The sequence below is a fragment of the Celerinatantimonas yamalensis genome (assembly GCF_046054155.1).
In the GTDB taxonomy this organism is placed as follows: domain Bacteria; phylum Pseudomonadota; class Gammaproteobacteria; order Enterobacterales; family Celerinatantimonadaceae; genus Celerinatantimonas; species Celerinatantimonas yamalensis.
In genome coordinates this window covers 21,027-41,807 of the sequence record NZ_JBEQCT010000013.1, presented here as the reverse complement: position 1 = coordinate 41,807, position 20,781 = coordinate 21,027, and the positions used below count along the sequence as shown (strand labels likewise).

Annotated in this window: 18 protein-coding genes; 8 read left to right on the top strand and 10 right to left on the bottom strand. The window is 47.9% G+C overall.

Features of this window, described 5'->3' with window-relative positions:
- Positions 1-242: 242 nt before the first annotated feature.
- The 3 genes from ABUE30_RS18040 to pepT form a co-directional block, all read right to left on the bottom strand.
- Positions 243-1,031 carry a cyclase family protein gene (locus ABUE30_RS18040; protein ID WP_408625236.1) on the bottom strand — a complete coding sequence of 263 codons (789 nt, stop codon included), beginning with the start codon at positions 1,029-1,031 and terminating at the stop codon, positions 243-245.
- Positions 1,032-1,049: 18 nt separating this feature from the next.
- Positions 1,050-2,942 carry an ATP-binding protein gene (locus tag ABUE30_RS18035; RefSeq protein WP_408625235.1) on the bottom strand — a complete coding sequence of 631 codons (1,893 nt, stop codon included), beginning with the start codon at positions 2,940-2,942 and terminating at the stop codon, positions 1,050-1,052.
- A 161-nt stretch (positions 2,943-3,103) separates the two neighbouring features.
- A complete protein-coding gene (gene pepT / locus ABUE30_RS18030) occupies positions 3,104-4,333 on the bottom strand; it encodes a peptidase T (protein WP_408625234.1) in 1,230 nt (409 codons plus the stop codon).
- A 256-nt stretch (positions 4,334-4,589) separates the two neighbouring features.
- Here pepT and ABUE30_RS18025 point away from each other — a divergent pair, with 256 nt between their 5' ends.
- Together ABUE30_RS18025 and ABUE30_RS18020 are read left to right on the top strand one after the other, a co-directional pair.
- A complete protein-coding gene (locus ABUE30_RS18025; protein ID WP_408625233.1) occupies positions 4,590-5,627 on the top strand; it encodes an NADP-dependent oxidoreductase in 1,038 nt (345 codons plus the stop codon).
- A gap of 244 nt (positions 5,628-5,871) precedes the next feature.
- Positions 5,872-7,020, top strand: coding sequence for an esterase-like activity of phytase family protein (locus ABUE30_RS18020; protein ID WP_408625232.1), 1,149 nt, complete (start codon positions 5,872-5,874; stop codon positions 7,018-7,020).
- A 126-nt stretch (positions 7,021-7,146) separates the two neighbouring features.
- Here ABUE30_RS18020 and nadA read toward each other — a convergent pair whose 3' ends face one another.
- Genes nadA through nadB form a run of 3 tightly spaced genes read right to left on the bottom strand, consistent with a single transcriptional unit; the run spans position 7,147 to position 10,650 of the window.
- Complete coding sequence (gene nadA, locus ABUE30_RS18015) at positions 7,147-8,247, bottom strand: quinolinate synthase NadA (protein ID WP_408625231.1); 1,101 nt, start codon at positions 8,245-8,247, stop codon at positions 7,147-7,149.
- Between the two features lie 10 nt (positions 8,248-8,257).
- The gene (gene nadC / locus ABUE30_RS18010; RefSeq protein ID WP_408625230.1) at positions 8,258-9,088 is read right to left on the bottom strand and encodes a carboxylating nicotinate-nucleotide diphosphorylase; all 831 of its coding nucleotides are present in this window, start codon (positions 9,086-9,088) and stop codon (positions 8,258-8,260) included.
- Complete coding sequence (nadB, locus tag ABUE30_RS18005; protein WP_408625229.1) at positions 9,070-10,650, bottom strand: L-aspartate oxidase; 1,581 nt, start codon at positions 10,648-10,650, stop codon at positions 9,070-9,072. The genes nadC and nadB overlap by 19 nt, the downstream gene beginning before the upstream one ends.
- Positions 10,651-10,745: 95 nt before the next feature.
- Between nadB and ABUE30_RS18000 the strand changes: the two genes are divergently transcribed.
- Both ABUE30_RS18000 and ABUE30_RS17995 read left to right on the top strand, forming a co-directional pair.
- Positions 10,746-11,885, top strand: a complete 1,140-nt coding sequence (locus ABUE30_RS18000) for an IscS subfamily cysteine desulfurase (protein ID WP_408625228.1) — start codon at positions 10,746-10,748, stop codon at positions 11,883-11,885.
- 10 nt (positions 11,886-11,895) lie between these two features.
- Positions 11,896-12,432, top strand: coding sequence for a transcription repressor NadR (locus ABUE30_RS17995; RefSeq protein WP_408625227.1), 537 nt, complete (start codon positions 11,896-11,898; stop codon positions 12,430-12,432).
- A 145-nt stretch (positions 12,433-12,577) separates the two neighbouring features.
- Here the strand turns inward: ABUE30_RS17995 and ABUE30_RS17990 are convergent, their stop codons facing one another.
- Complete coding sequence (locus ABUE30_RS17990; RefSeq protein WP_408625226.1) at positions 12,578-13,285, bottom strand: glycerophosphoryl diester phosphodiesterase; 708 nt, start codon at positions 13,283-13,285, stop codon at positions 12,578-12,580.
- Between the two features lie 206 nt (positions 13,286-13,491).
- On the opposite strand from ABUE30_RS17990, the gene ugpB reads away from it, so the two are divergent.
- From ugpB to ABUE30_RS17970, 4 genes are read left to right on the top strand one after another with little or no spacing between them, the layout of a single operon-like run.
- A complete protein-coding gene (ugpB, locus tag ABUE30_RS17985; protein ID WP_408625225.1) occupies positions 13,492-14,796 on the top strand; it encodes a sn-glycerol-3-phosphate ABC transporter substrate-binding protein UgpB in 1,305 nt (434 codons plus the stop codon).
- 43 nt (positions 14,797-14,839) lie between these two features.
- Entirely contained in the window at positions 14,840-15,727 is an 888-nt protein-coding gene (ugpA, locus tag ABUE30_RS17980) for a sn-glycerol-3-phosphate ABC transporter permease UgpA (protein ID WP_408625224.1), read from the top strand.
- Positions 15,727-16,572, top strand: coding sequence for a sn-glycerol-3-phosphate ABC transporter permease UgpE (gene ugpE, locus ABUE30_RS17975; protein ID WP_408625223.1), 846 nt, complete (start codon positions 15,727-15,729; stop codon positions 16,570-16,572). The genes ugpA and ugpE overlap by 1 nt, the downstream gene beginning before the upstream one ends.
- A gap of 3 nt (positions 16,573-16,575) precedes the next feature.
- Positions 16,576-17,667, top strand: coding sequence for a sn-glycerol-3-phosphate import ATP-binding protein UgpC (locus tag ABUE30_RS17970; RefSeq protein WP_408625222.1), 1,092 nt, complete (start codon positions 16,576-16,578; stop codon positions 17,665-17,667).
- Here ABUE30_RS17970 and thiM read toward each other — a convergent pair.
- The 3 genes from thiM to ABUE30_RS17955 all read right to left on the bottom strand — a co-directional run bounded on the left by thiM (position 17,645) and on the right by ABUE30_RS17955 (position 20,674).
- Positions 17,645-18,457 carry a hydroxyethylthiazole kinase gene (gene thiM, locus ABUE30_RS17965; RefSeq protein ID WP_408625221.1) on the bottom strand — a complete coding sequence of 271 codons (813 nt, stop codon included), beginning with the start codon at positions 18,455-18,457 and terminating at the stop codon, positions 17,645-17,647. The two genes, ABUE30_RS17970 and thiM, sit on opposite strands and share 23 nt — an antisense overlap.
- 368 nt (positions 18,458-18,825) lie before the next feature.
- Positions 18,826-19,650 carry a Cof-type HAD-IIB family hydrolase gene (locus ABUE30_RS17960; RefSeq protein WP_408625220.1) on the bottom strand — a complete coding sequence of 275 codons (825 nt, stop codon included), beginning with the start codon at positions 19,648-19,650 and terminating at the stop codon, positions 18,826-18,828.
- 91 nt (positions 19,651-19,741) lie between these two features.
- Positions 19,742-20,674 (bottom strand): alpha/beta fold hydrolase, encoded by a 933-nt coding sequence (locus ABUE30_RS17955; protein ID WP_408625219.1) that lies wholly within the window; start codon positions 20,672-20,674, stop codon positions 19,742-19,744.
- Between the last annotated feature and the right edge of the window lie 107 nt (positions 20,675-20,781).

Genomic DNA, 20,781 nt, shown 5'->3' with positions numbered 1-20,781 from the left:
TTGATGGGAACGCGATGAGCGGTGATAGATTAAGGACATGTATGATACATATTCAGCGAGGGATGTGAAACCAGGGGGCCCTGCTTTGATTTTAGCTCAGTGCTGGCGTTTAGAAAACGTGGTGAGAGTTTTTGAAGGGGTGGGTGTAAGTAGGCGTGAGATAAAGTGAGCGTGACGCGATAAAAAGCAATCGCGCCACGGATCAATATTTGAACCGTCAGCGGCCCAGCGAGAGACTAAGGCTAAGGGACAAAAGCGGTAATGGCAACGGGCGAACCCGAACCATCTTTGAGTCGCGGCAGGCCAATCACCATGGTTGTTCCTGTGGCCGGTAACTGAGTGAGGTTGGTTATGCATTCAATACTAATTTTATGCGCGGCCATCAGCTGTGTGTTGGTTTGATAGTTTTCATCTGCACTGGGATCAACCCCATGAGTATCAATACCGATACCAGCAATGTGACGCTGCTTTAATAAAAAGGTGGCTGTTTTTCCGCCCACACCTGGAAAATGCAGATGGCCATCCGCATCAATATTCAAGAATTTCTTCGGTTGATGCCAGTAGTTTTCCCAGCCGGTATAAAACAACACCATGCTGCCCGCGGGAATCGTGCCATGCTGGTGCTCCCATGCTTTGACATCGTCGATAGTAATCACATAGTCAGCATCGTGCAGTGTTTTTTTAGAAACATCAATGACTACCGCCTGATGAACGAGATCGGATGGCTGATAGCTATCAATACCTGCTGCCCCATTAATAAAGCTATTGGGCGCATTCATATGGGTGGCGCTGTGTTCGCCAATTGAAAACTCGCGCAGATAGTAGCCATCTTTGGCCATGGTGGCGACTGTCTTAAATTGCACTTGCGGATCGCCGGGCCAGAGCGGAATATCGGTCGTAATCCGATGACTAAGTGTAATAATTTTGTGGAACGAAATGGTGTTCATCACGGTTTGGTCCGCATAAGCAAGATTAGAGATACAAAAAATCAGCGCAAATAATCGGGCGATATAACTTCGATGTAGGTACATAGTGTCTCCTTGACATAATTAACTATCGGGGTAAGTGGCCATTTGCTGAGCCGCTCGAGTTAATGCTTCTCGCATCTTTTCTAGGGTCACCGGCTTAATCAATACATCATCCATGCCCGCTTGCAGATAGTGTTGGCGATCATCGCTATAGGCGTTGGCCGTATAGGCAATAATATAAAACGGGTGGTTATCTTGCTGGGCTCTAAGCTGCTTAGTGGCTTCAATACCGTCGAGATTTTGCATATTGATATCCATTAATATAACGTCAATGGGCTGGTTTTGACATAGCTCGATGGCCTGTTTGCCATCATGCGCTAAGAGAACATCATGACCAAGTTTTTCGAGCATAATTTTGCTGACCAATTGATTGGTTGGGCTGTCATCAGCAAGCAACACGTTGAGAGGGCGACTTTGCGGCAACGGCATCGGTGTTGGCACAACTGGCGCCGGTTCGTTTGATGTTTGGATCGGCAACTGAACGTAGAAAGTGCTGCCGTGGCCTAACTCGCTTTCAACTTGAATAGCGCCATGCATTGCCTCGACGAGTCGCTTACAAATGGATAAACCTAGACCTGAACCTTGATTGGACTGGGCTTGCGGTTCGATTTGTGAGAAGGGCTGAAAAAGTTGGCTTTGTTTGTCTTTGGCGATGCCAATCCCTGTGTCTTGGACCTGAAACTGCAACATTATTACGTCGTTATTCGAAGGAACTTTGGCAATGACCTCAACACGCAGTTCAATATGGCCATGTTGGGTGAACTTACTGGCGTTGCCCAATAGATTGATTAAAATTTGCTGGATGCGCTGTTCTTCGGCATAAATTTCCGTGGGGATATCGGCACCGAGATGTAATTGTAACTGCACATCGGGATGGCTGATTTGGGTGCGAATCATATCGACAGTGTGACGCAGCATCTTCGGCAAGTTAAAGGCATGGGGAAATAGCGTGAGTTTCCCTGCTTCCATTTTTGAGAAGTCGAGAATGTCATTAACTAGTGCCAAAAGGGTTTGATTGCTATTTTTTAAAATATCTAAGTATTGCAATTGCGCAGGAGTTGCATCAGGCAGATGTGCCAGTAGGTCGGTGGCTCCAATAATGCCGTTTAAAGGTGTGCGTATCTCGTGGCTAATCAGTCGCACAAAGTGGCTTTTGGCCTGATTGGCTTGCTCAGCTTCTTGCCTGGCGACAGCCAACTGCTGCGTTTTTTGTTTAACTTGAAACAAGGTGTAACGAATATAAGTTAAATAGATACCCACAAATAGGCTGAAATCGATGAATAAGAAAATCGCAAAGCCAGCAAGCTTGATCTCTTCGACGTGTAGGTGGTGATAATATTCATTGAGTGAGATCTCGGCGCCAGCGACGTAATAACTGCCATTTTTTAACGGCATTGGGACAAATACTGCTCTGAATCGACCCCAATGATCTTGGTAGTCGGTCCAAGTGGTTTGGTGCGTTTCAAAGCTGTTCAAAAGGGCTTGGCTGGCATCAGGATAGGGGTCATAAAAGCGCACATAACTACGGTTTTTAAGCTCCTCGGGGGTGGCACTGGATGAGGTTAAAATAGCTTTGCCATCGCGCTTAATCACGGTATAGATATAGGTCAGCCCAAGGTGTCGACTAAAATAAGTGAGCTTTTGAATGGTCTGCCAATCTTGCGCGTCAGTTTTGGCCCCTTTACCTGAAATATTCTCATTGTAATTATCGCCTAATGCAGCCACGGTGATTAAGGCACCATAATACAACTTATTATTAATTTGTGTATCAATAGTGGTTTTGGCTTGATGGTACAAGTACGAAATAAAAGTGACGCATGACACAACGTAAATAAATGAGAAGATTAAAAATTTTCGCATATCTGGCGATGCGGCTAGCTGCTGGAGTTTCGTTGATCGATTTGGCCGTCTCATTCGTTCATCTACAACTCAATATACGTAATTTATGATTATATACGATATCTTATTATGACAGATGTATCATTACTGAAAGTTTTGACTTGAGCATGTCATCTTGTCGCTCTCAATGGGTATGAAACGGCCTATCATCACTTACCAATGCTGAGTTGACGATGCTATTGATGCGCCCATTGCGCTGTTTTCTGGGCAATTTTAATGATCACATCCACGGCCTGCTGCATACCGTCGATCGTGATGCACTCATGGATGCCGTGGAAGTTATAACCGCCGGTAAAAATATTCGGACACGGCAGGCCCATAAATGATAGACGCGCGCCATCGGTGCCGCCTCGAATGGGTTTGATCAATGGCTTGATCCCAAGCTCCTGCATCGCTGTTTTGGCTATGGTAATAATCTGTGGATGTGGGGTGATTTGCTCGCGCATGTTGGCATAGCTGTCGGTGATTTCAACTTCAACCGAGCCGTGCTCAAGCTTGGCATTTAATTGGGCTACTTGCGTTTGGATGAAGGCTTTACGGCGCGCCATACCGTCTTGCTCAAAGTCGCGCAAAATATAGTGCAGCTCGGTGCGGGCAACGCTCGGTTTCAGTGTTGCTAGATGATAAAACCCGTCTCGTCCGGCGCTCGCTTCTGGGGTTTCATCGCTTGGCATCATCATCTGAAATTGCGCGGCAATATTCATTGCATTGACGAGCGTATCTTTGGCGCTGCCGGGGTGAACGCTCAGACCGTGACAAATGACCTTGGCGCTAGCCGCGTTAAAGTTTTCATATTCAAGCTCACCAACGGGTCCACCATCGATGGTATAGGCCCACTGCGCGGCAAATTTTTTGACATCAAAACGATCGGCACCGCGACCAATTTCTTCATCCGGGGTAAAACAGATACAGATATCGCCATGATCGATTTCGGGATGTTGCGTGAGATAGTCCAGTGCCGTGATGATTTCGGCGATCCCTGCTTTATTATCGGCGCCGAGCAAGGTCGAGCCATCCGTAGTGATGAGATCGTGACCGATGAGCTGATTTAAAAAAGGGTATTGCTCAGGGCTTAATCGTTCACCCTGATTGCCGAGCGCGATATCGCCCCCTTGGTAGTTGCTAATCAGCTGTGCGTGCACATTGTTGCCCGAGGCCTCGCTGGCGGTATCCATATGGGCAATGAACCCAATGGCAGGCACGTTCATGGTTGTAGCCGGTAGGCGCGCCATCAGATAACCATTCTCATCCAGTGAGACATCGGCCAGTTTAAGTGCGCTTAACTCTGCTTTGAGTTGCTCGGCAAGCGTGATCTGACCGGATGTACTGGGACATTGGGTTGATTCGCTGTTGGATTGGGTATCGATAACAATATAGCTTAAAAAACGTTCGACTAAAGACGACATACTTATCCTCGATTAGGGCAATGGGTGGCCACCTTGGCCATGCTGATCACGTGGCAAGGATGATACCTACTGCGATCGAGTCCAGTACTCGATTGGATCAAAATCGGGTGTCTGGGCTTTAATTCGCCGAGACGTTTTGAACCTTGAGGAGGAACCAGACGGGCATCGGTGCAAATGATCGCTTGCAGCGCACTGCCAGGTTGTTAGACTCAAGTAATAGACGACCGGTCTAATGTTTTATCCATAGGAGAAATTTATGACTCAACAAGCAACCGTCAACCGTCAGTGGCTACTCGCTTCTCGTCCACATGGCGCTCCAACCCGCGAGAATTTTAAGTTAGTTGAGCAACCACTTCCTGACGTTGCGCAAGGTCAGCTGTTATTGCGAATCGTGTATTTGTCGCTGGACCCGTATATGCGTGGGCGCATGAGTGATGCTGAATCGTATGCTGCACCCGTTGCGCTAGGTGATGTGATGGTGGGTGGTACGGTAGCGCAAGTTGCCAAGTCCAATCATCCTGACTTTGCGGTGGGTGATTGGGTGTTAAGTTACAGTGGCTGGCAAGACTATGCGATATCTGATGGCAGTGGTTTATTCAACCTCGGCGCGGATCCTGAGCATCCATCCTATGCCTTAGGTATATTAGGCATGCCTGGGTTCACTGGTTACATGGGCTTGCTTGATATTGGTCAACCCCAAGCGGGCGAAACCATTGTCGTAGCTGCTGCAACTGGACCGGTTGGTGCCACTGTAGGGCAAGTTGGTAAATTGAAAGGGTGTCGCGTGGTCGGTGTGGCCGGAGGGCCCGATAAGTGCCAACATGCGCTAGAAAATCTAGGGTTTGATGCCTGCATCGATCATCGCGCTGAAGATTTTGCCGAGCAGCTCAAAGCGGCTTGCCCAGATGGCATTGATGTCTATTTTGAAAACGTAGGTGGTAAAGTGTTTGATGCGGTGTTGCCACTGCTTAATACTTCGGCGCGTATTCCCGTTTGTGGCTTGGTTTCGCAATACAATGCGACCCAATTGCCAGATGGCCCCGATCGCCTCTCGCTATTAGTGGCAACCTTGTTGAAAAAACGAGCGCGAATGCAAGGCTTTATCATTTTTGATGATTATGGGTCACATTTCGGCGAGTTCTATCAACAGATGGGCGAATGGCTTGCACAAGGCAAGATCCATTACAAAGAACAAATTGTTGAAGGGTTTGAACAGGCGCCCGAGGCGTTTGCTGATCTACTCGAAGGGCGCAACTTCGGTAAGATGGTGATTCAAGTCGGTGAATCGGCCTAAAGTTGTTGTGCGGTTGTCTTTGCCACACTTTTTATTATTAAAGTGCTTTGGCAATCAATGCTAATAGGGCGTTGCCATCGCAATTCTTTTGATAAGGGTCTCGCACCGGCCCTTATTGCTATTGTGCGCTGTCCTATGTCATCACCGTTTATCTTTCTCGGCGTATATTTGTTGCCACATGACTGTCATGTGGGTGCCATATCTATAGGATAAATTAATCACTTTTAGCTGATAGGGAAATGCGATGCGCGTGGTGATAACAGGTATTTTGTTAGGTTGTGTCTTGGGGCTGTCGAGTTGCAGTAGCGATTTATCAGCGCAAACAACCACCCATTGGCCCATTAGCCAATTAGATTATATTGGTCAGACTGTCGTGGCTCATAATAGGGTGTTTGAACACACCATTGTGGGTGGATTATCGAGCATTGACTATGATAAACAACATCAGCAGTGGGTGATGATCAGTGATGATCGCTCCGAGGAAAGTCGAGCGCGGGCTTATGTTGGGAAGATGACGATTAGTGCTCACCAGGTCAGCCCAATGAAATTCACTCAAGTGATTACCCTTAAAGGCAAGTTAGAAAAGCCTTATCCAAATTTGCCAGAATATCTTTTGCACCACCAACAAGTTGTGCCCGATTTGGAGTCGCTGCGTATTGATCCGCAAACCCATTTGCTGCGCTATACCAGTGAGGGGGATCGCAAACTTGGGCTCAATCCCTTTATTCGAGATGCGAATTGGCAGGGTGAATACATCGATTCACTCGCGCTTCCCGCCGCTATTTTAAAATCCCCTCAGCATGGTTTTCGCGACAATCTGGCTCTTGAAGGCAGTAGCTTTAGCGATAATGGCCGCTACTATTTTACCTCTATGGAAGCGCCACTCATCCAAGATGGTCCTGTACCATCACTTACGCAGGGTGCATTTGGGCGAGTCTTGAAATACGATCGTGCCGGCGTGTTGCTTGCGGAGTATGTGTATCCCATTGATAAACTTCCAGCCAAACCGGGGTTGGGTCGACACGCCGATAATGGGGTGTCGGAGATGCTCGCCATCGATGATACCCATTTTTTAATGTTGGAGCGCTCGGGGATTCAAAATGCGGCGGGTCAATATCATGACTATATTCGTATTTATCAAGCTGATGCAACAGGCGCGACGAATGTGCGCGGCGAAGATAAGCTAGTTGCGGGCCATTTTCAACCGATGCGTAAACGTTTGCTACTGAATTTTGAGTCGCTGCATCTACCGCATATCGACAATATTGAAGGCATTAGCTTTGGGCCGCGGCTACCTGATGGTTCGCGTACCTTGGTGGTGATTTCCGACAATAATTTCAATGCCAGTGAGGTCACTCAGATTCTGGCATTTAAAGTGGTGATGGCCGATTAATGCGCTCGTGCATTGATCCACTTGATCATTTATGGCGAGCGGTTGATTGGGTTAGCAAGTGAGCCAAGCGGGCTTTCAACATAGCCCGCTTGGATGATAGCCGCTGAGCGCTGCCGACATTGATGGTTAAATTGTCAGCATTCGCGTCAACGCTTGACGCGCCTGCTCGCTGACTTGTGCTGGTACCTGAATCACGCCGACCGGATCGTTAGCCTCAATTTGCTCCAAGGACCACACAAGATGGGGCAGATCGATGCGGTTCATGGTCAGACAGGGGCACATATTGGGATTGAGCGAGCGGATTGGCTTATCAGGATGTTGCTGCGCGAGTCGATTAACCAAGTTCATCTCCGTGCCGATGGCCCATTGGGTGTGCGGCGGTGCTTGCGTGATAGTTTCGATAATAAACTTGGTTGAGCCTGAATAATCAGCGGCGGTGACCACTTCGTGGCTACACTCGGGATGAACAATAATGCGAGTCTCTGGCGCATCTTGGCGAATTTGCTTGATATTTTCTAACGAAAATTTCTCATGCACGCTGCAGTGCCCTTGCCAGAGAATAATTTTCAGATCACTGTGCGGCTGGTTGAGCAGCCGATTTTCGGTTGGACTCCAGATCGCCATCTGCGCGAGTGGGATCCCCAACGCATAGGCACTATTGCGGCCTAAATGCTGATCGGGTAAAAATAGCACCCGTTTTTTTTGCGCTAGTGCCCAGCGTAAAATGCGTTGAGCATTGGATGAGGTGACGGTCGCGCCGCCATGACGACCTACGAAGGCTTTGATCTCGGCGGTTGAGTTCACATAGGTTAATGGCAAGATGGTATCGCCATAGCGCAATTGTAAATGCTCCCACGCCTGATTAAGCTGAGTTAAATTGGCCATATCGGCCATGGTACAGCCAGCGCGCATATCTGGCAGCACCACCGTTTGCTCCACTTGGGTGAGCATGTCGGCCGTTTCAGCCATAAAATGAACCCCGCAAAATACAATATAGCGGGCCTGATGATTCGCAGATGCCAGTTGCGCCAGTTGCAGTGAATCGCCGATGGCATCGGCAAATTGGAATACTTCATCTTTTTGATAGTGATGCGCAGGGATAAACAAGCGCTCACCGAGTGCGTGCTTGATATCGCGCACTTGATCGATCATCTCGCTCTCTTGGCGATATTTATAATGTTCCGGCATGCCTGCAGCATGGGTGTTAATGATATCAGCTAATGCCATGAGCTCGTTCCTATAGATGTATATCCAGACTAATGTCTAACGCCTGAACCGAATGGGTTAAATAGCCGAGTGAGATAAAATTGACCCCGCTATGGCGGTATTGCGCTAATGTATTTGCCGTGATACCACCCGATGCTTCGGTGACGATGTGGGCTGGGGTGAGCGATTGGAAATGGGCAACTTGGGCTGGCGTACAGTTGTCGAACATGATGACATCTGCCCCAGCCGCGATGGCTTGTTGGAGTTGCTGCTGATCTTCAATTTCCACTTCTATTTTGACCATATGACCGATGTGGGCGCGAGCTTTCTCGACTGCGCGTGCAATCGAGCCACAAGCGGCAATATGGTTGTCTTTAATCATCACACCATCATCAAGACCAAAACGGTGGTTTTTGCCACCACCGGTTTTGACAGCATATTTCTCCAACATGCGTAATCCCGGTGTGGTTTTGCGTGTATCGCAGATTTTAATAGTGGGATCATCTAATCGGTCGATGGCCTGATGGGTGGTTGTGGCAATGCCAGATAAGTGTTGCAACAGATTGAGTAATACTCGCTCGCCGGTCAATATATCGCGCACAGACCCTTGGATTTGGGCAAGCACGGTTCCATGCTCAATGGGTTGACCATCGGTAATCAGTGGCTTGACGCTTAGCTTTTCATTGAGTAATCGGTAGCCGATACTAAGAATATCGGCCCCACAAAAAATACCTGCTTGTTTGGCAACGACCACGGCGTGGGCCTCTTCATGGCCAAAGACAGCATTGGCTGACAAGTCGCCATAGCCAATATCTTCTTGTAAAAAATGATTTAACATCGTTTTTAATGGCAACATGTGCATATGCGGGTAATCCTTGGATTGTGGATGATAGAAAGCTTGCCATATTGATGGATCAGCTGTTTGCCCTGCCATTTTGGATCCGGCTTTGGATAATCGTTGCGGTAGTGACTCCCACGGCTTTCTTGTCGTTGCAGGGCCGATTGACTCATCAATTTTGCCAGTGCCCAACAGTTGCTTTTCTCGATGGCTTGTTCATCGGCGTCTTGAATTAAAACCTCTTGGTAGGGCAGCGCTGCTAATTGGGCGAAGAACTTACTGAGCTGCGCGCCATTTCGTTCAATGGCTAGGGCACTCCAAATCTGCTCGCGTAGTTGCGACATCGAGATCTGTGGTACTTGTATGGTGGTGGTTAGCGTTGGTGTAAGCGGTTCATCGCCGCCTTGTTGTGATAAAGGTTGCTTCGATAGTGCGAGAGCGACTCGTCGGCCATAAACTAGCCCTTCGAGTAAGGAATTGCTGGCCAAGCGATTGGCGCCGTGCAGACCGCTACATGCAACCTCGCCGATGGCATATAAACCGGGCACATCACATTGCCCGGTTTCGTCGATGTAAATGCCGCCCATTAAAAAATGCATTCCTGGTGCTACCGGTATTCGCCCCTCCTCAAGTTGAACGCCAGCGCGCTGGCATAGCTGCGTGATTGTGGGGAATAGTGCTCTAAAATGGCTGACTGGCTTAATATTCAGGTAGATGGAATGCCCTTGTTGCTGCTCGTTATACATAGCCCGGGCGACGATATCGCGGGGTGCTAAATCTTGCAGCGGATGAATATGAGTCATGATGCGTCGACCGTGTTCATCTTCAAGAAAAGCACCTTGCCCACGCACCGCTTCAGAAACCAGCCCGAAGACGTGCTGCTGGTGGATGAGTAACGTGGGATGAAATTGGGTAAATTCTAAATCGACCAATTTTGCGCCAGCGCGATAAGCCATCATTAAGCCATCACCGGTGAGCGACGGATCATTGGTGGTCACCGAATAGAGCTGCCCACATCCGCCAGTCGCTAACACCACGGCATCCGCTCTGAGCGTTTCGAGCTGCCCGTGTTCATTTTTTAATAACACGCCTATACAGCGGCTATTATCAGCATTTTTGATGAGATCGATCACCTGCGTTTGTTCTCGGCGACGAATATTGGGGCCAAGCTGATGGCTGAGAAATTGCACCAGTACTTTGCCTGTTTGATCGCCTCCAGCATGAAAAATGCGGTTAAAATTATGGGCTCCTTCTTTGCCCAGTGACGGTTCGCCAGAACGGGTTTTGTCAAATGGACAACCCGCGAGAAGCAACTGACGGATAATGGTTTGCCCCTCCGCGATAATTGCTTTGACGCGCTCTGGTTCGTTATGCTCGGCACCAGAGGCCAGCGTGTCAGCGACGTGTTGATCGACACTATCGCCGGCCTGCCAGGCACTGGCAACCCCGCCTTGAGCGAGCATGGAATTGCTTTGATTGATGCTTTTTTTGGTCAATAGAGTCACGTCACATTCAGGTGCGACGTGAGCGGCGAAGGACAGTGCAGCGATCCCAGAACCGATGACAATAACGTGTTGGTTTGACACATGGCCTCTATGTAAATTTACAGGTGTCTTGACACTTAGCTTGTCATAGCTCTAGGATAAAAACAATCAAATTTACTAAACCGAGACTGACCCGATTGAATTATCTAGACTATGCGGCTTCAACCCCAGTGTGTACGCAGGCCTTGGAGTTGTTCTGTGAACTGAGTGTTAACCACTATGCCAATGCCAGTAGCTTGCATGATGCTGGCAGCGAGGCGAATGGTGTGCTTCGCTATTGCCGTGAGCAGTTGGCTGTATATCTTGAAGGCTGCGCTGATCGGGTGTTCTTTACTGGCGGAGGAACTGAAGCCAATATTTTTGCCATTATCTCGTTGGCCAAGGCGTTGCCAGCGCAGCGACGGCATATCCTTGTGAGTCAAATGGAGCATTCGTCGGTGCAGCATGCTATGTCGATGTTATCCGAGCAGGGATTCAGTGTGTCGATACTGCAACCGAATCAATATGGAATGGTTACCACTGAGCGGTTAGAAGCGCAGTTACGACCCAATACTGGACTGGTGTCGGTGCAACATGCCAATTCAGAGACAGGCATTATTCAGCCGATAGCGATGCTTGCTAAACGGCTGCGAAAAGATGGGATATTACTGCATACTGATGCGGTGCAAACGTTTGGTAAATTAGAGGTATCGCATGCGGTGCTTGGTGCCGATGCGATTACTCTGGCCAGCCATAAAGTGTATGCCCCTAAAGGGGTTGGCGTGGTGTCTTTGGGCCCAAATGTGGCTTGGCAACCGCTGTATCCAAGCTCATCCCATGAGGGTGGGTTTCGGCCTGGGACGGTGAACGTGCCGTTGATTGGTGCATTTGTCGCAGCTTGTGAAGCCATTTGGCCGAGCCGATCGGCGGATAGAGAGCATACTCGCTCGCTGCGCGATCGATTGATCGCAGGCATTGAGAAGCAATCGCTGCCGATAAGGTATTTTTCGCCGAGTGCGTATGACGTGTTACCGGGAATTTTCGGCGCATTTTATCAAGGCCTCGAAGGCCAATATGTTATGCTAACTTGTAATCGACACGGCGTTTGTATTGCAACGGGGAGTGCCTGTCGAGCCACTGAGCAAGGCCTGTCGCCGGCTCTCAAGGCGTTGGGTCTGTCACATCATCAGGGCGCACAGTATATTCGAATTTCGTTTGGGCGAGGTTCAACAATCGCTGACATCGATGCATTACTTGATGTATTGGCTCGATTAGCTCAGCACCAACATCAAAGATAGGTTTGGATAGATGGCAAAAAAATTGATCGGTGAACAGCGCCGGCAGCGGATTGTGGCGTGGTTGCAAGCAGAGAATGGCCCTTTAACGGGGACACAATTAGCGGATCTGACGGAGGTCTCGCGGCAGGTGATTGTGCAAGATATTGCACTGCTCAAGGCGAAAAACGAGCCGATTATTGCCACCACCCAGGGATATATTTATCAGTCTACAGTGGCTTTATCGTCGCAATATGAGCAGGTGATTGCCTGCCAGCATCACCCTGAACAGACTCAAGATGAGTTACAACTGCTGGTGGATCATGGTGTGACGGTGAACAATGTCATTGTTGAGCACGCTTTATATGGTGAAATCACCGCGCAGTTACACATTCACAACCGTAAAGATGTACAAGCCTTCATCCAAAAAATGCACTCAACGGGCGCATCTTATCTCTCTGAGCTGACTCACGGCGTTCATCTTCATACGCTGTGTGCTAATAGCCAAGAGCAGTTGGATCAAGCGATAAATTCGCTGCAAGAGGCCGGTTTTTTAGTCAGTGATGAATAACTGCCAACTGATTCGCAAGTTGGAGTGTAGTGGATTATCTAGAACCCATTTCTATTTTGAGTTATTGGCTCGAACTGAGCTATATGAGTGAACACAGCAGCTTGAGCGTGAATGCCCAAGCTGTTTGTTAGCCTTATTTAACAGTTTAGTAGAGATGGGCGTTATCACTAATCATCATATCCACGCCCCACTGCCAATGCTTTGCAACAGTGGTAGGGTCATTCGGCGTATAGGTGTAAAGCTCATAGCCTGCGCGTTTAATCGCAGCGGCTTGGATCTGGGTTAACCGTTGGTAATCGCAATGCACGCTAAAGGCGTCGATTTCACTCAACTGCTCGGCCCAATCATCAGGGATACCTTCCCACAAGTGGCCACGGCGAATCGAAGGCATCATTTCTTGACACTGCAGTAGCGCTTCATGACTAAAACTTGAAATGATCAACTGATCGGCTGCAAATGCGCTCTGTGCGAGCGTGTCGGCCACAGTTTGTACTAACCGTTTAATATCGTCCTCAGGATAGAGTTTGATCTCTAGATTTAACTTTAAGGCTAGCTCCTTACAGCATGCGAGTAGTTGCGAGAGGTTTGGGATCCGTTCCTGCTGATATTGCTCGGCAAACCAACTGCCAAAATCAAGTTGTTGCAGCTGCTGCCAGCTCAGTTCGCGCACCGACCCTGAACCATTACTGCAACGGTTGACGGTTTCATCGTGAATAATGACGGGTACGCCGTCTTGGCTAAGCTGTACATCAACTTCAACCCAACCAATATTGTGCTTAGCGGCTTGATGCACACCTGCTAAGGTATTTTCTGGTGCGATACCAGCTAGTCCTCGATGCCCTGCGAGTTTCATAAATTATTTATCTCCAAGTAAAGATCGTTTCAGAGTAGATGCCGAATGTTTCAAATAGGTGACACATTCGGGTGTTTTTGATTGGGTCATATTTATGTCATCTTTAAGTCATTTTTATGTCACTTAATTCTCTTAGTTTGTTGAGCAGTATTTATCATCCTAGCGCTCGGAAAATGGCCGCGGCGTTTCAACTGGAGAAATGATTTATGAAATTGCTCAAATGGACTGCCTGTGGTGTTGCCGCGTTGCTAGCAATACAAGCTCAGGCAGCGACGGAAATTCAGTGGTGGCATGCAATGGGCGGAAATTTGGGGAAAAAAGTAGACCAAATTGCAGCCGACTTTAACAAAAGCCAACATCAATACATCATCAAGCCCATTTATAAAGGTAACTACGCTGATACGATGACTTCGGCGATTGCGGCGTTTCGAGCCCATAAGCAACCTGCGATTGTCCAAGTGTATGAAGTAGGAACCGCGACGATGATGTCAGCTAAACAGGCGATTTATCCAGTCTACAAGCTGATGGCGAATACCCATGAGCCATTTAACCCGAAAGCGTATCTAGCTTCTGTAACGGGCTATTACACGGATAGCCAAGGGCATATGTTATCCATGCCATTTAACAGTTCAACGCCCGTCTTATATTATAACAAAACCTTATTTAAAAAAGCGGGCATTAGCGCGCCGCCAACCACGTGGGAACAAATGCCCGCTGTGGCAGCCAAGCTGCGTCAAGTGGGCGTGAAATGTGGCTTTACGACGGGGTGGCAATCATGGGTGCAGTTAGAAAACTTTGCGGCTCGGCAAAACTTGCCATTTGCCAGTGAAGACGACGGTTTTGCTGGTACCAACGTCAAGTTGTTATTCAACAAAGCTCCATTTGTTAAACATATCTCAGCGCTTGCCAAGTGGAGCAAAAACGGCACGTTCACCTATGGTGGTCGACGCTCTGATTCGGCCCAATTGTTCTATAGCGGTCAATGTGGCATGTATACCGGTTCATCAGCCAGCTATGCTGGGGTGAGAGATAATATCAAAGGCGGTTCATTTGGTGTTGCACCGTTACCTTATTGGACGTCGATGATTCAAAAACCGCAGAACACCATCATCGGTGGTGCTTCATTATGGGTTCTTCGTGGTAAATCTAAAGCGACTTATCAAGGTGTTGCTGCGTTTTTCCATTATTTATCCAGTGCTAAAGTGCAGGCCGATTGGCATCAATACACCGGTTATCTGCCCGTGACTAAAGCCGCGTATCTGTTGAGTAAAAAAGAAGGGTTTTATCAGAAAAACCCAGGCACTGATGTTGCGATTAAGCAGATGACGGCGGTTCAACCCACAGTGAACTCAAAAGGGTTACGTTTGGGGAATTTTCCGCAGATTCGTGACGTGATCAACGAAGAGCTGGAAAATGTTTGGTCAGGTAAGAAAACGGCTAAGCAAGCACTCGATAGCGCAGTTGCTCGTGGCGACAGGCTGTTAGCGCAATTCCACAGCATGCACGGTTAGTGTTCAATGAGCCCCGCTTATGCTGGGCTCTCTAGGTTGTATTATGGCTCAAAGTAAAAGCGTTTATTTTAAAGGCTGGGTATTCCCGGCTTTGTTGCTGACACCGCAATTATTGATTACTTGGATTTTCTTCATCTGGCCAGCGGCGCAAGCGATGTATCAGTCGACCCAGATGCAAGATGCGTTTGGGATTACAACGGTTTTTGTTGGTTGGAAAAACTTTATCAACTTGTTTACTGACCCGCTTTACTATCAATCGATGATTACCACGCTGGAATTTAGCTTTGCAGTGTCTTTATTAGCGTTAGCTGTGGCACTGTATTTAGCGTGTCAGGCTGATAAAGTCATTCGCGGGAAATATTGGTATCAGACCTTATTGATCTGGCCTTATGCCATTGCGCCGGTCGTTGCTGGGGTGATGTGGTTGTTTTTGCTCAAACCCCATGTGGGCATCCTCGGTCATTTTCTCAATAGCATTGGCATTGATTGGAACCCGCATACGAATGGCAGTGACGCAATGTGGATGGTGGTGATAGCAGCAACGTGGAAGCAAATTAGTTATAACTTTTTATTCTTTTTAGCCGGTTTGCAATCCATTCCTCGTTCGCTCATTGAAGCGGCGGCTATTGATGGTGCTGGGCCAACTCGACGGTTTTGGAACATTATCTTTCCCTTATTGTCACCCACTAGTTTCTTTTTATTGGTCATGAATTTGGTCTATGCCTTTTTTGATACTTTTGGCTTAATTGATGCCATGACCCAAGGCGGCCCTGGCAATTCTACCGATACATTAGTCTATAAAGTGTTTGCAGATGGCTACATCGGGTTGAATATAGGCTCGTCAGCGGCGCAATCGGTGATCTTGATGCTGCTCGTCGCAGGATTAACTGTCTTGCAGTTTAAATATGTTGAGAAAAAGGTGGCCTACTAATGGTTGAACGTAAATCTTATTCAACAATAATCGGCCACTTGAGTTTGATTATCGGGGTGCTGGTAGTGGTCTTTCCAGTGTGGATTGCGTTGGTTGTGGCCACGCATGATAACCACTCATTTATGTCCAGTGTTACTCCACTTTGGTTTGGTCATGAAGGGCTCAAAGTTTTTGCCCAACTGTTTGATGGATCTGCCGCTACAGGTGGGATAAGCGTGGGGCGAATGTTACTCAACTCTACGTTGATGGCCCTTGGGATCACCGTTGGCAAAATCACTATCTCAATCTTGTCGGCGTATGCTGTGGTGTTTTTCCGTTTTCGCGGCCGGATGGTTGCCTTCTGGCTGATTTTTATGACGCTGATGCTGCCCGTTGAAGTGCGTATTATGCCGACCTTTCAAGTGGTTGCTGATCTACATATGTTAAATTCGATGCAAGGGTTGATTATTCCGCTGATTGCTAGCGCCACCGCGACGTTTTTATTTCGACAGTTCTTTTTGACGGTGCCTGGTGAGCTGGTGGAAGCGGCTCGAATAGATGGCGCAGGGCCGATCAAATTTTTCTGGGACATTTTATTGCCACTGTCTCGCACTAATATTGCAGCATTATTTGTGATCACTTTTATTTATGGTTGGAATCAGTATCTGTGGCCGTTGATGATCACCACGGATGCGCGTTTTACCACCATCGTTGTGGCGATTAAGCATTTGATATCGGTCCCTGAAGGTGAGGTGATGTGGAATCAAGTGATGGCCACCACTATTTTGGCGATGCTGCCGCCAGTATTTGTGGTTATTGTCATGCAGCGCTTTTTTGTCAAAGGCTTAGTCGAGTCGGAGAAATAATTGATGGCGACGTTAACATTAAAACAATTAACTAAAACTTATCCTAACGGATATCAAGCCATCAAAGGGATCAACATGGCCATCAAAGATGGTGAAATGATCGTGTTGGTCGGCCCGAGTGGTTGCGGAAAATCGACCTTACTGCGTATGTTGGCAGGGTTGGAGACGATCAGCAGTGGTGATCTAAACATTGATGAAAAGCGAGTCAATGAGATGGAACCTGGCGAGCGGGATATTGCGATGGTATTTCAAAACTATGCGCTCTATCCGCATATGACCGTTTTTAACAACATGGCTTATGGATTGAAAAACCGCAAAGTACCTAAAGATATGATTCGCGAGAAAGTTGAAGAGGCGGCTCAGTTATTAGAACTGGATCATCTACTAGAGCGCACCCCACGCGAACTATCGGGTGGGCAGCGTCAACGAGTAGCGATGGGGCGAGCGATTGTTCGCCAGCCCAAAGTGTTCCTCTTTGATGAACCGTTGTCCAATTTAGATGCCAAGCTACGAGTGCATATGCGCTTAGAAATCCGTCGCTTACAGCGTCAGTTTCACACTACGTCGGTTTATGTGACCCATGATCAGGTGGAAGCTATGACCTTAGCGGATCGCTTAGTTGTTCTCAATGCCGGCCATGTTGAGCAAGTGGGCACACCGATCGACGTATATGAAGATCCAGCTAGCGTGTTTGTGGCAACATTTATTGGCTCACCAGCGATGAATATTATTCCCATTGAAGTCGAAAAAGGGGTGATGCATCTGCCTGGTGGCCAGACTTTGTCGATTGATGAAGATTACTGGCAGCTGTTTGGTCCACAGCAATTAGGTATCCGCCCAGAGCACATTGAACTTAAAGGCCATGGTGAGGGGATTGAGTTAGATGTGCTTCTGACTGAGCCACTAGGAGCCGATACGTTGGTATATACGCATCTTGCGGGCAGCAAGCAGCAAGTGGTACTGCGCCTAAGTGGCCATCGACAGTATGCTGAGGGTGCACAGCTATATGTTTCTTGGCCAAATAATGTGCGGCGCTTATTTAATGTAGAGGGTAAACGATTACGCCCCAAGGCTAAGACACCCATTCTAAGTTAAGATGCTGGTGCATTTGCTCAGCGCTGAGCTGATAGATAGTATCAATTAACAGTTGCTGTAAAGCCGCTGGGCCTTGCACCTGCGACGCTGCTATTTCACCGGCAATACTCATGACCGCGGCGCTGGTTAATAGCCCTGCTGGATGGGTGCTTCGATATGCCGCAGTGAGTGCGCTCAAACTGCAACCCGTGCCGGTAATGTGTGTCATCATCGGATGGCCGTTGGTGATTTGGTAGTGTTGATCGCGCAAAATAAGCTGATCGCAAGCACCAGAGATGGATATTTCCAATAACGGTTTGTGTGGCCATTGTTGCTGCAAGAATTTTGCCGCGGCAATGGCCGCTGTGCTGTCATCACCGCTGTCAACGCCTTGGCCTTGACGGGGTCGATCTGCCAGCGCCAGCAGCTCAGAGGCATTGGCGCGAATCACCAGATGATCAGTGCATTCAACAAAATGTTGCGCAGTTTGAGTGCGATACTGGCTTGCTCCGCAACCGACCGGATCGAGCACCACTAGTTTTTGATAGCGATTAGCCGCATCGATAGCCATTTGCATGCGCGCTACGCGTATTTCATCTAGGGTACCAATATTGATCACGACGGCTTGGGCTTGGGCAATCAGTTCATCAAGCTCACGGCGGCTATGGGCCATGATCGGTGATGCCCCGCAAGCCAGTAGCATATTGGCACTGACATTGGTGACCACATCGTTGGTTAGGTTGATGATCAGGGGATTGTGCTCACGCACTTGGCGTATATTTTCAATTAAATCCTCGCAGTGGAAGAGCATACTAAGTTCCTTGAATTTACCTATATGAATCGTGTTGGATATTTGTGTGGCTACCAGCTTCGCGTGCACTGGTTTTTCTATTGATGTTCTATCAAGATAGTTTTATCAAATGGATTCACAAATGACACGGTCTATTTAATGATCGCGAGCTCAGCGAATGCTGCAAGCCCTTGGCATAGTGCGCATTGCGACTCACTACAATGATGCTTGGTAATCGTGCATATGCCAGGTTGATCTGATCTTCTAAGCTTGGTCTTTTGTTACACATATCGAGTTACGCTATCTCGTTTTTCGCTTTGCCAGCAACCTTGTCAAAATGAACAAAATATAATCTCAACACATCAACACCTGATACATAGAATTAGTAACTACGTGTTGGTGAGTACGTCGTGTGGTTTTGCGCTAAAGTCGATTTTAGCTAAATAAGCGGCTACGCCATCACGGTCATGATTGAGGGTTTGAGGATGGTCGGGCAGCAAGGACTTCAGGCGCTGATCGGCATTTGCCATCACCACACCAGTCCCTGCAAGCTCTAACATCTCTTTATCATTGAGGCCGTCACCAAAGGCGATCACTTGATCACGAGTGAGTACAAGGCGCTCTAATACGGCTTGCAAGGCACTGCCTTTGTGCACATTGGGACCCATAATTTCTAAACAGGTGGGGAGCGAAAAGGTAATGCTAAGGGATTGTCCATAACGTTCAAGCAATACCCGCGCTAACACATTGAGCTCGTCAGAATCGCCAATAAATAGCATTTTACTGATTCCTTCACGGGTGACTTCGGAAAAATCAGTGTGGGTATAACTAAACCCTGATACGTGAGTGTAGCTCAGGACGTGATCATTGTCTGCCTCGACGAACCAATGATCATCGTGATAGAGGTTCCGATAAAATGTGCAACCTTGCGTCAGTCGTAAAATATCATCCACAGCAGTTTCTGGGACGTCATGCTGGACTATTTTTTCCCCATTTGGGCTGTGAACTCGCGCGCCATTGGAAGTAATCAAGTACATTGGAAAGCTAAACTGCTTGGCTATTTGGCTAGCATCTTGATAATGACGACCCGTAGCGATGAGGAAGTTGATCTGTTGGTTATGTAAGCGTTCGAAAAGTTCTATGGTTGTCGGCGAAACTTGGTGGTTACGGTTGAGTAACGTGCCATCGAGATCGGAAGCTATCAGTCGGTACATCGGTCACATCCTTTATACTGTTTCTCATATAATACTAAAAAAAAGTACACAGAGCTTGTGTCAATGTGTTGAATATATCGGCAATGTTAGATTATTTATTATCGATAAAAAAATCAGTGATCAGCTCAATACAGTGTTGACGTATGGGTTCTTGTTCTTGGAGCAGTTCATGATAAGCGCCGCTTATGACATGATGACTTATATCCGCCCCTTGTTGACGCTGGTGCTCAACAAAGTGGGTTTGTGCGCGATTATCGACAATACAATCCTCTTTGGCGCTCAGAAGCAACATGGCTAATGGCAGCTTTGGTAAACGGGCAATTGCCGCCATGGCCTGAAAACTTTCATTCAGCCAGCGATTGCTCGGCCCCCCGATACCTAATTTAGGATAAGACTCAAAGAGATGGCTCAGCGCTTGATAACGTGATTGACTGTGGGTGATGATATTTTGTGTAAATGGCGGCCAGCGGAATGGTCTTTGCCCTGGTGCATAGTGGTTCTGTTTGCGCAGCTTATCGCGGGTTCGCATCACTCTTATTTGCCAACGGACTTGCCAAAGAGGCGATTTGCCAAGGTGTATCGCAAACATCGGACTGAGCAGTGCTAACTTTTGAAAATCATCTGGGTAACGTGCCGCATATAGAGCTGTGATGGCGCCGCCCATCGAATGTCCTAGCAGATAACGTTGTGAAAAACGCCCTAGTTGGCAATGCTGATAGAGCGCTTTGAGATCATCTATATAAAACTGAAACTTTTCAACATCGCCCAACATGGGGTCACTATTAAGGCGTTCTGAAAAACCTTGCCCGCGATGATCACACACCACAACGGCACATCCATACGAGGCCAGTAGATGTGCAAAATCGGTATATTTTAAACCTGTTTCATTGCGGCCAACGGCGATCAGCACTAACGTGCGGTTGCTATCATCTAATGGCGTATGACAATAAAATATTTGGCGTCCACACGCCCCTGTGACATAGTCTGCGTGGCTAAAGGGTGCAGGTAACGCAAGGCTCTGCATTAATAAAGATTACTCCGGCTGTGTTGAGACACGGATTGATGAACCTGTTTCGTTTATCCAGTCTCTGGATGCTTTGATCATAACCCACATAATGCGAAGAAACACGC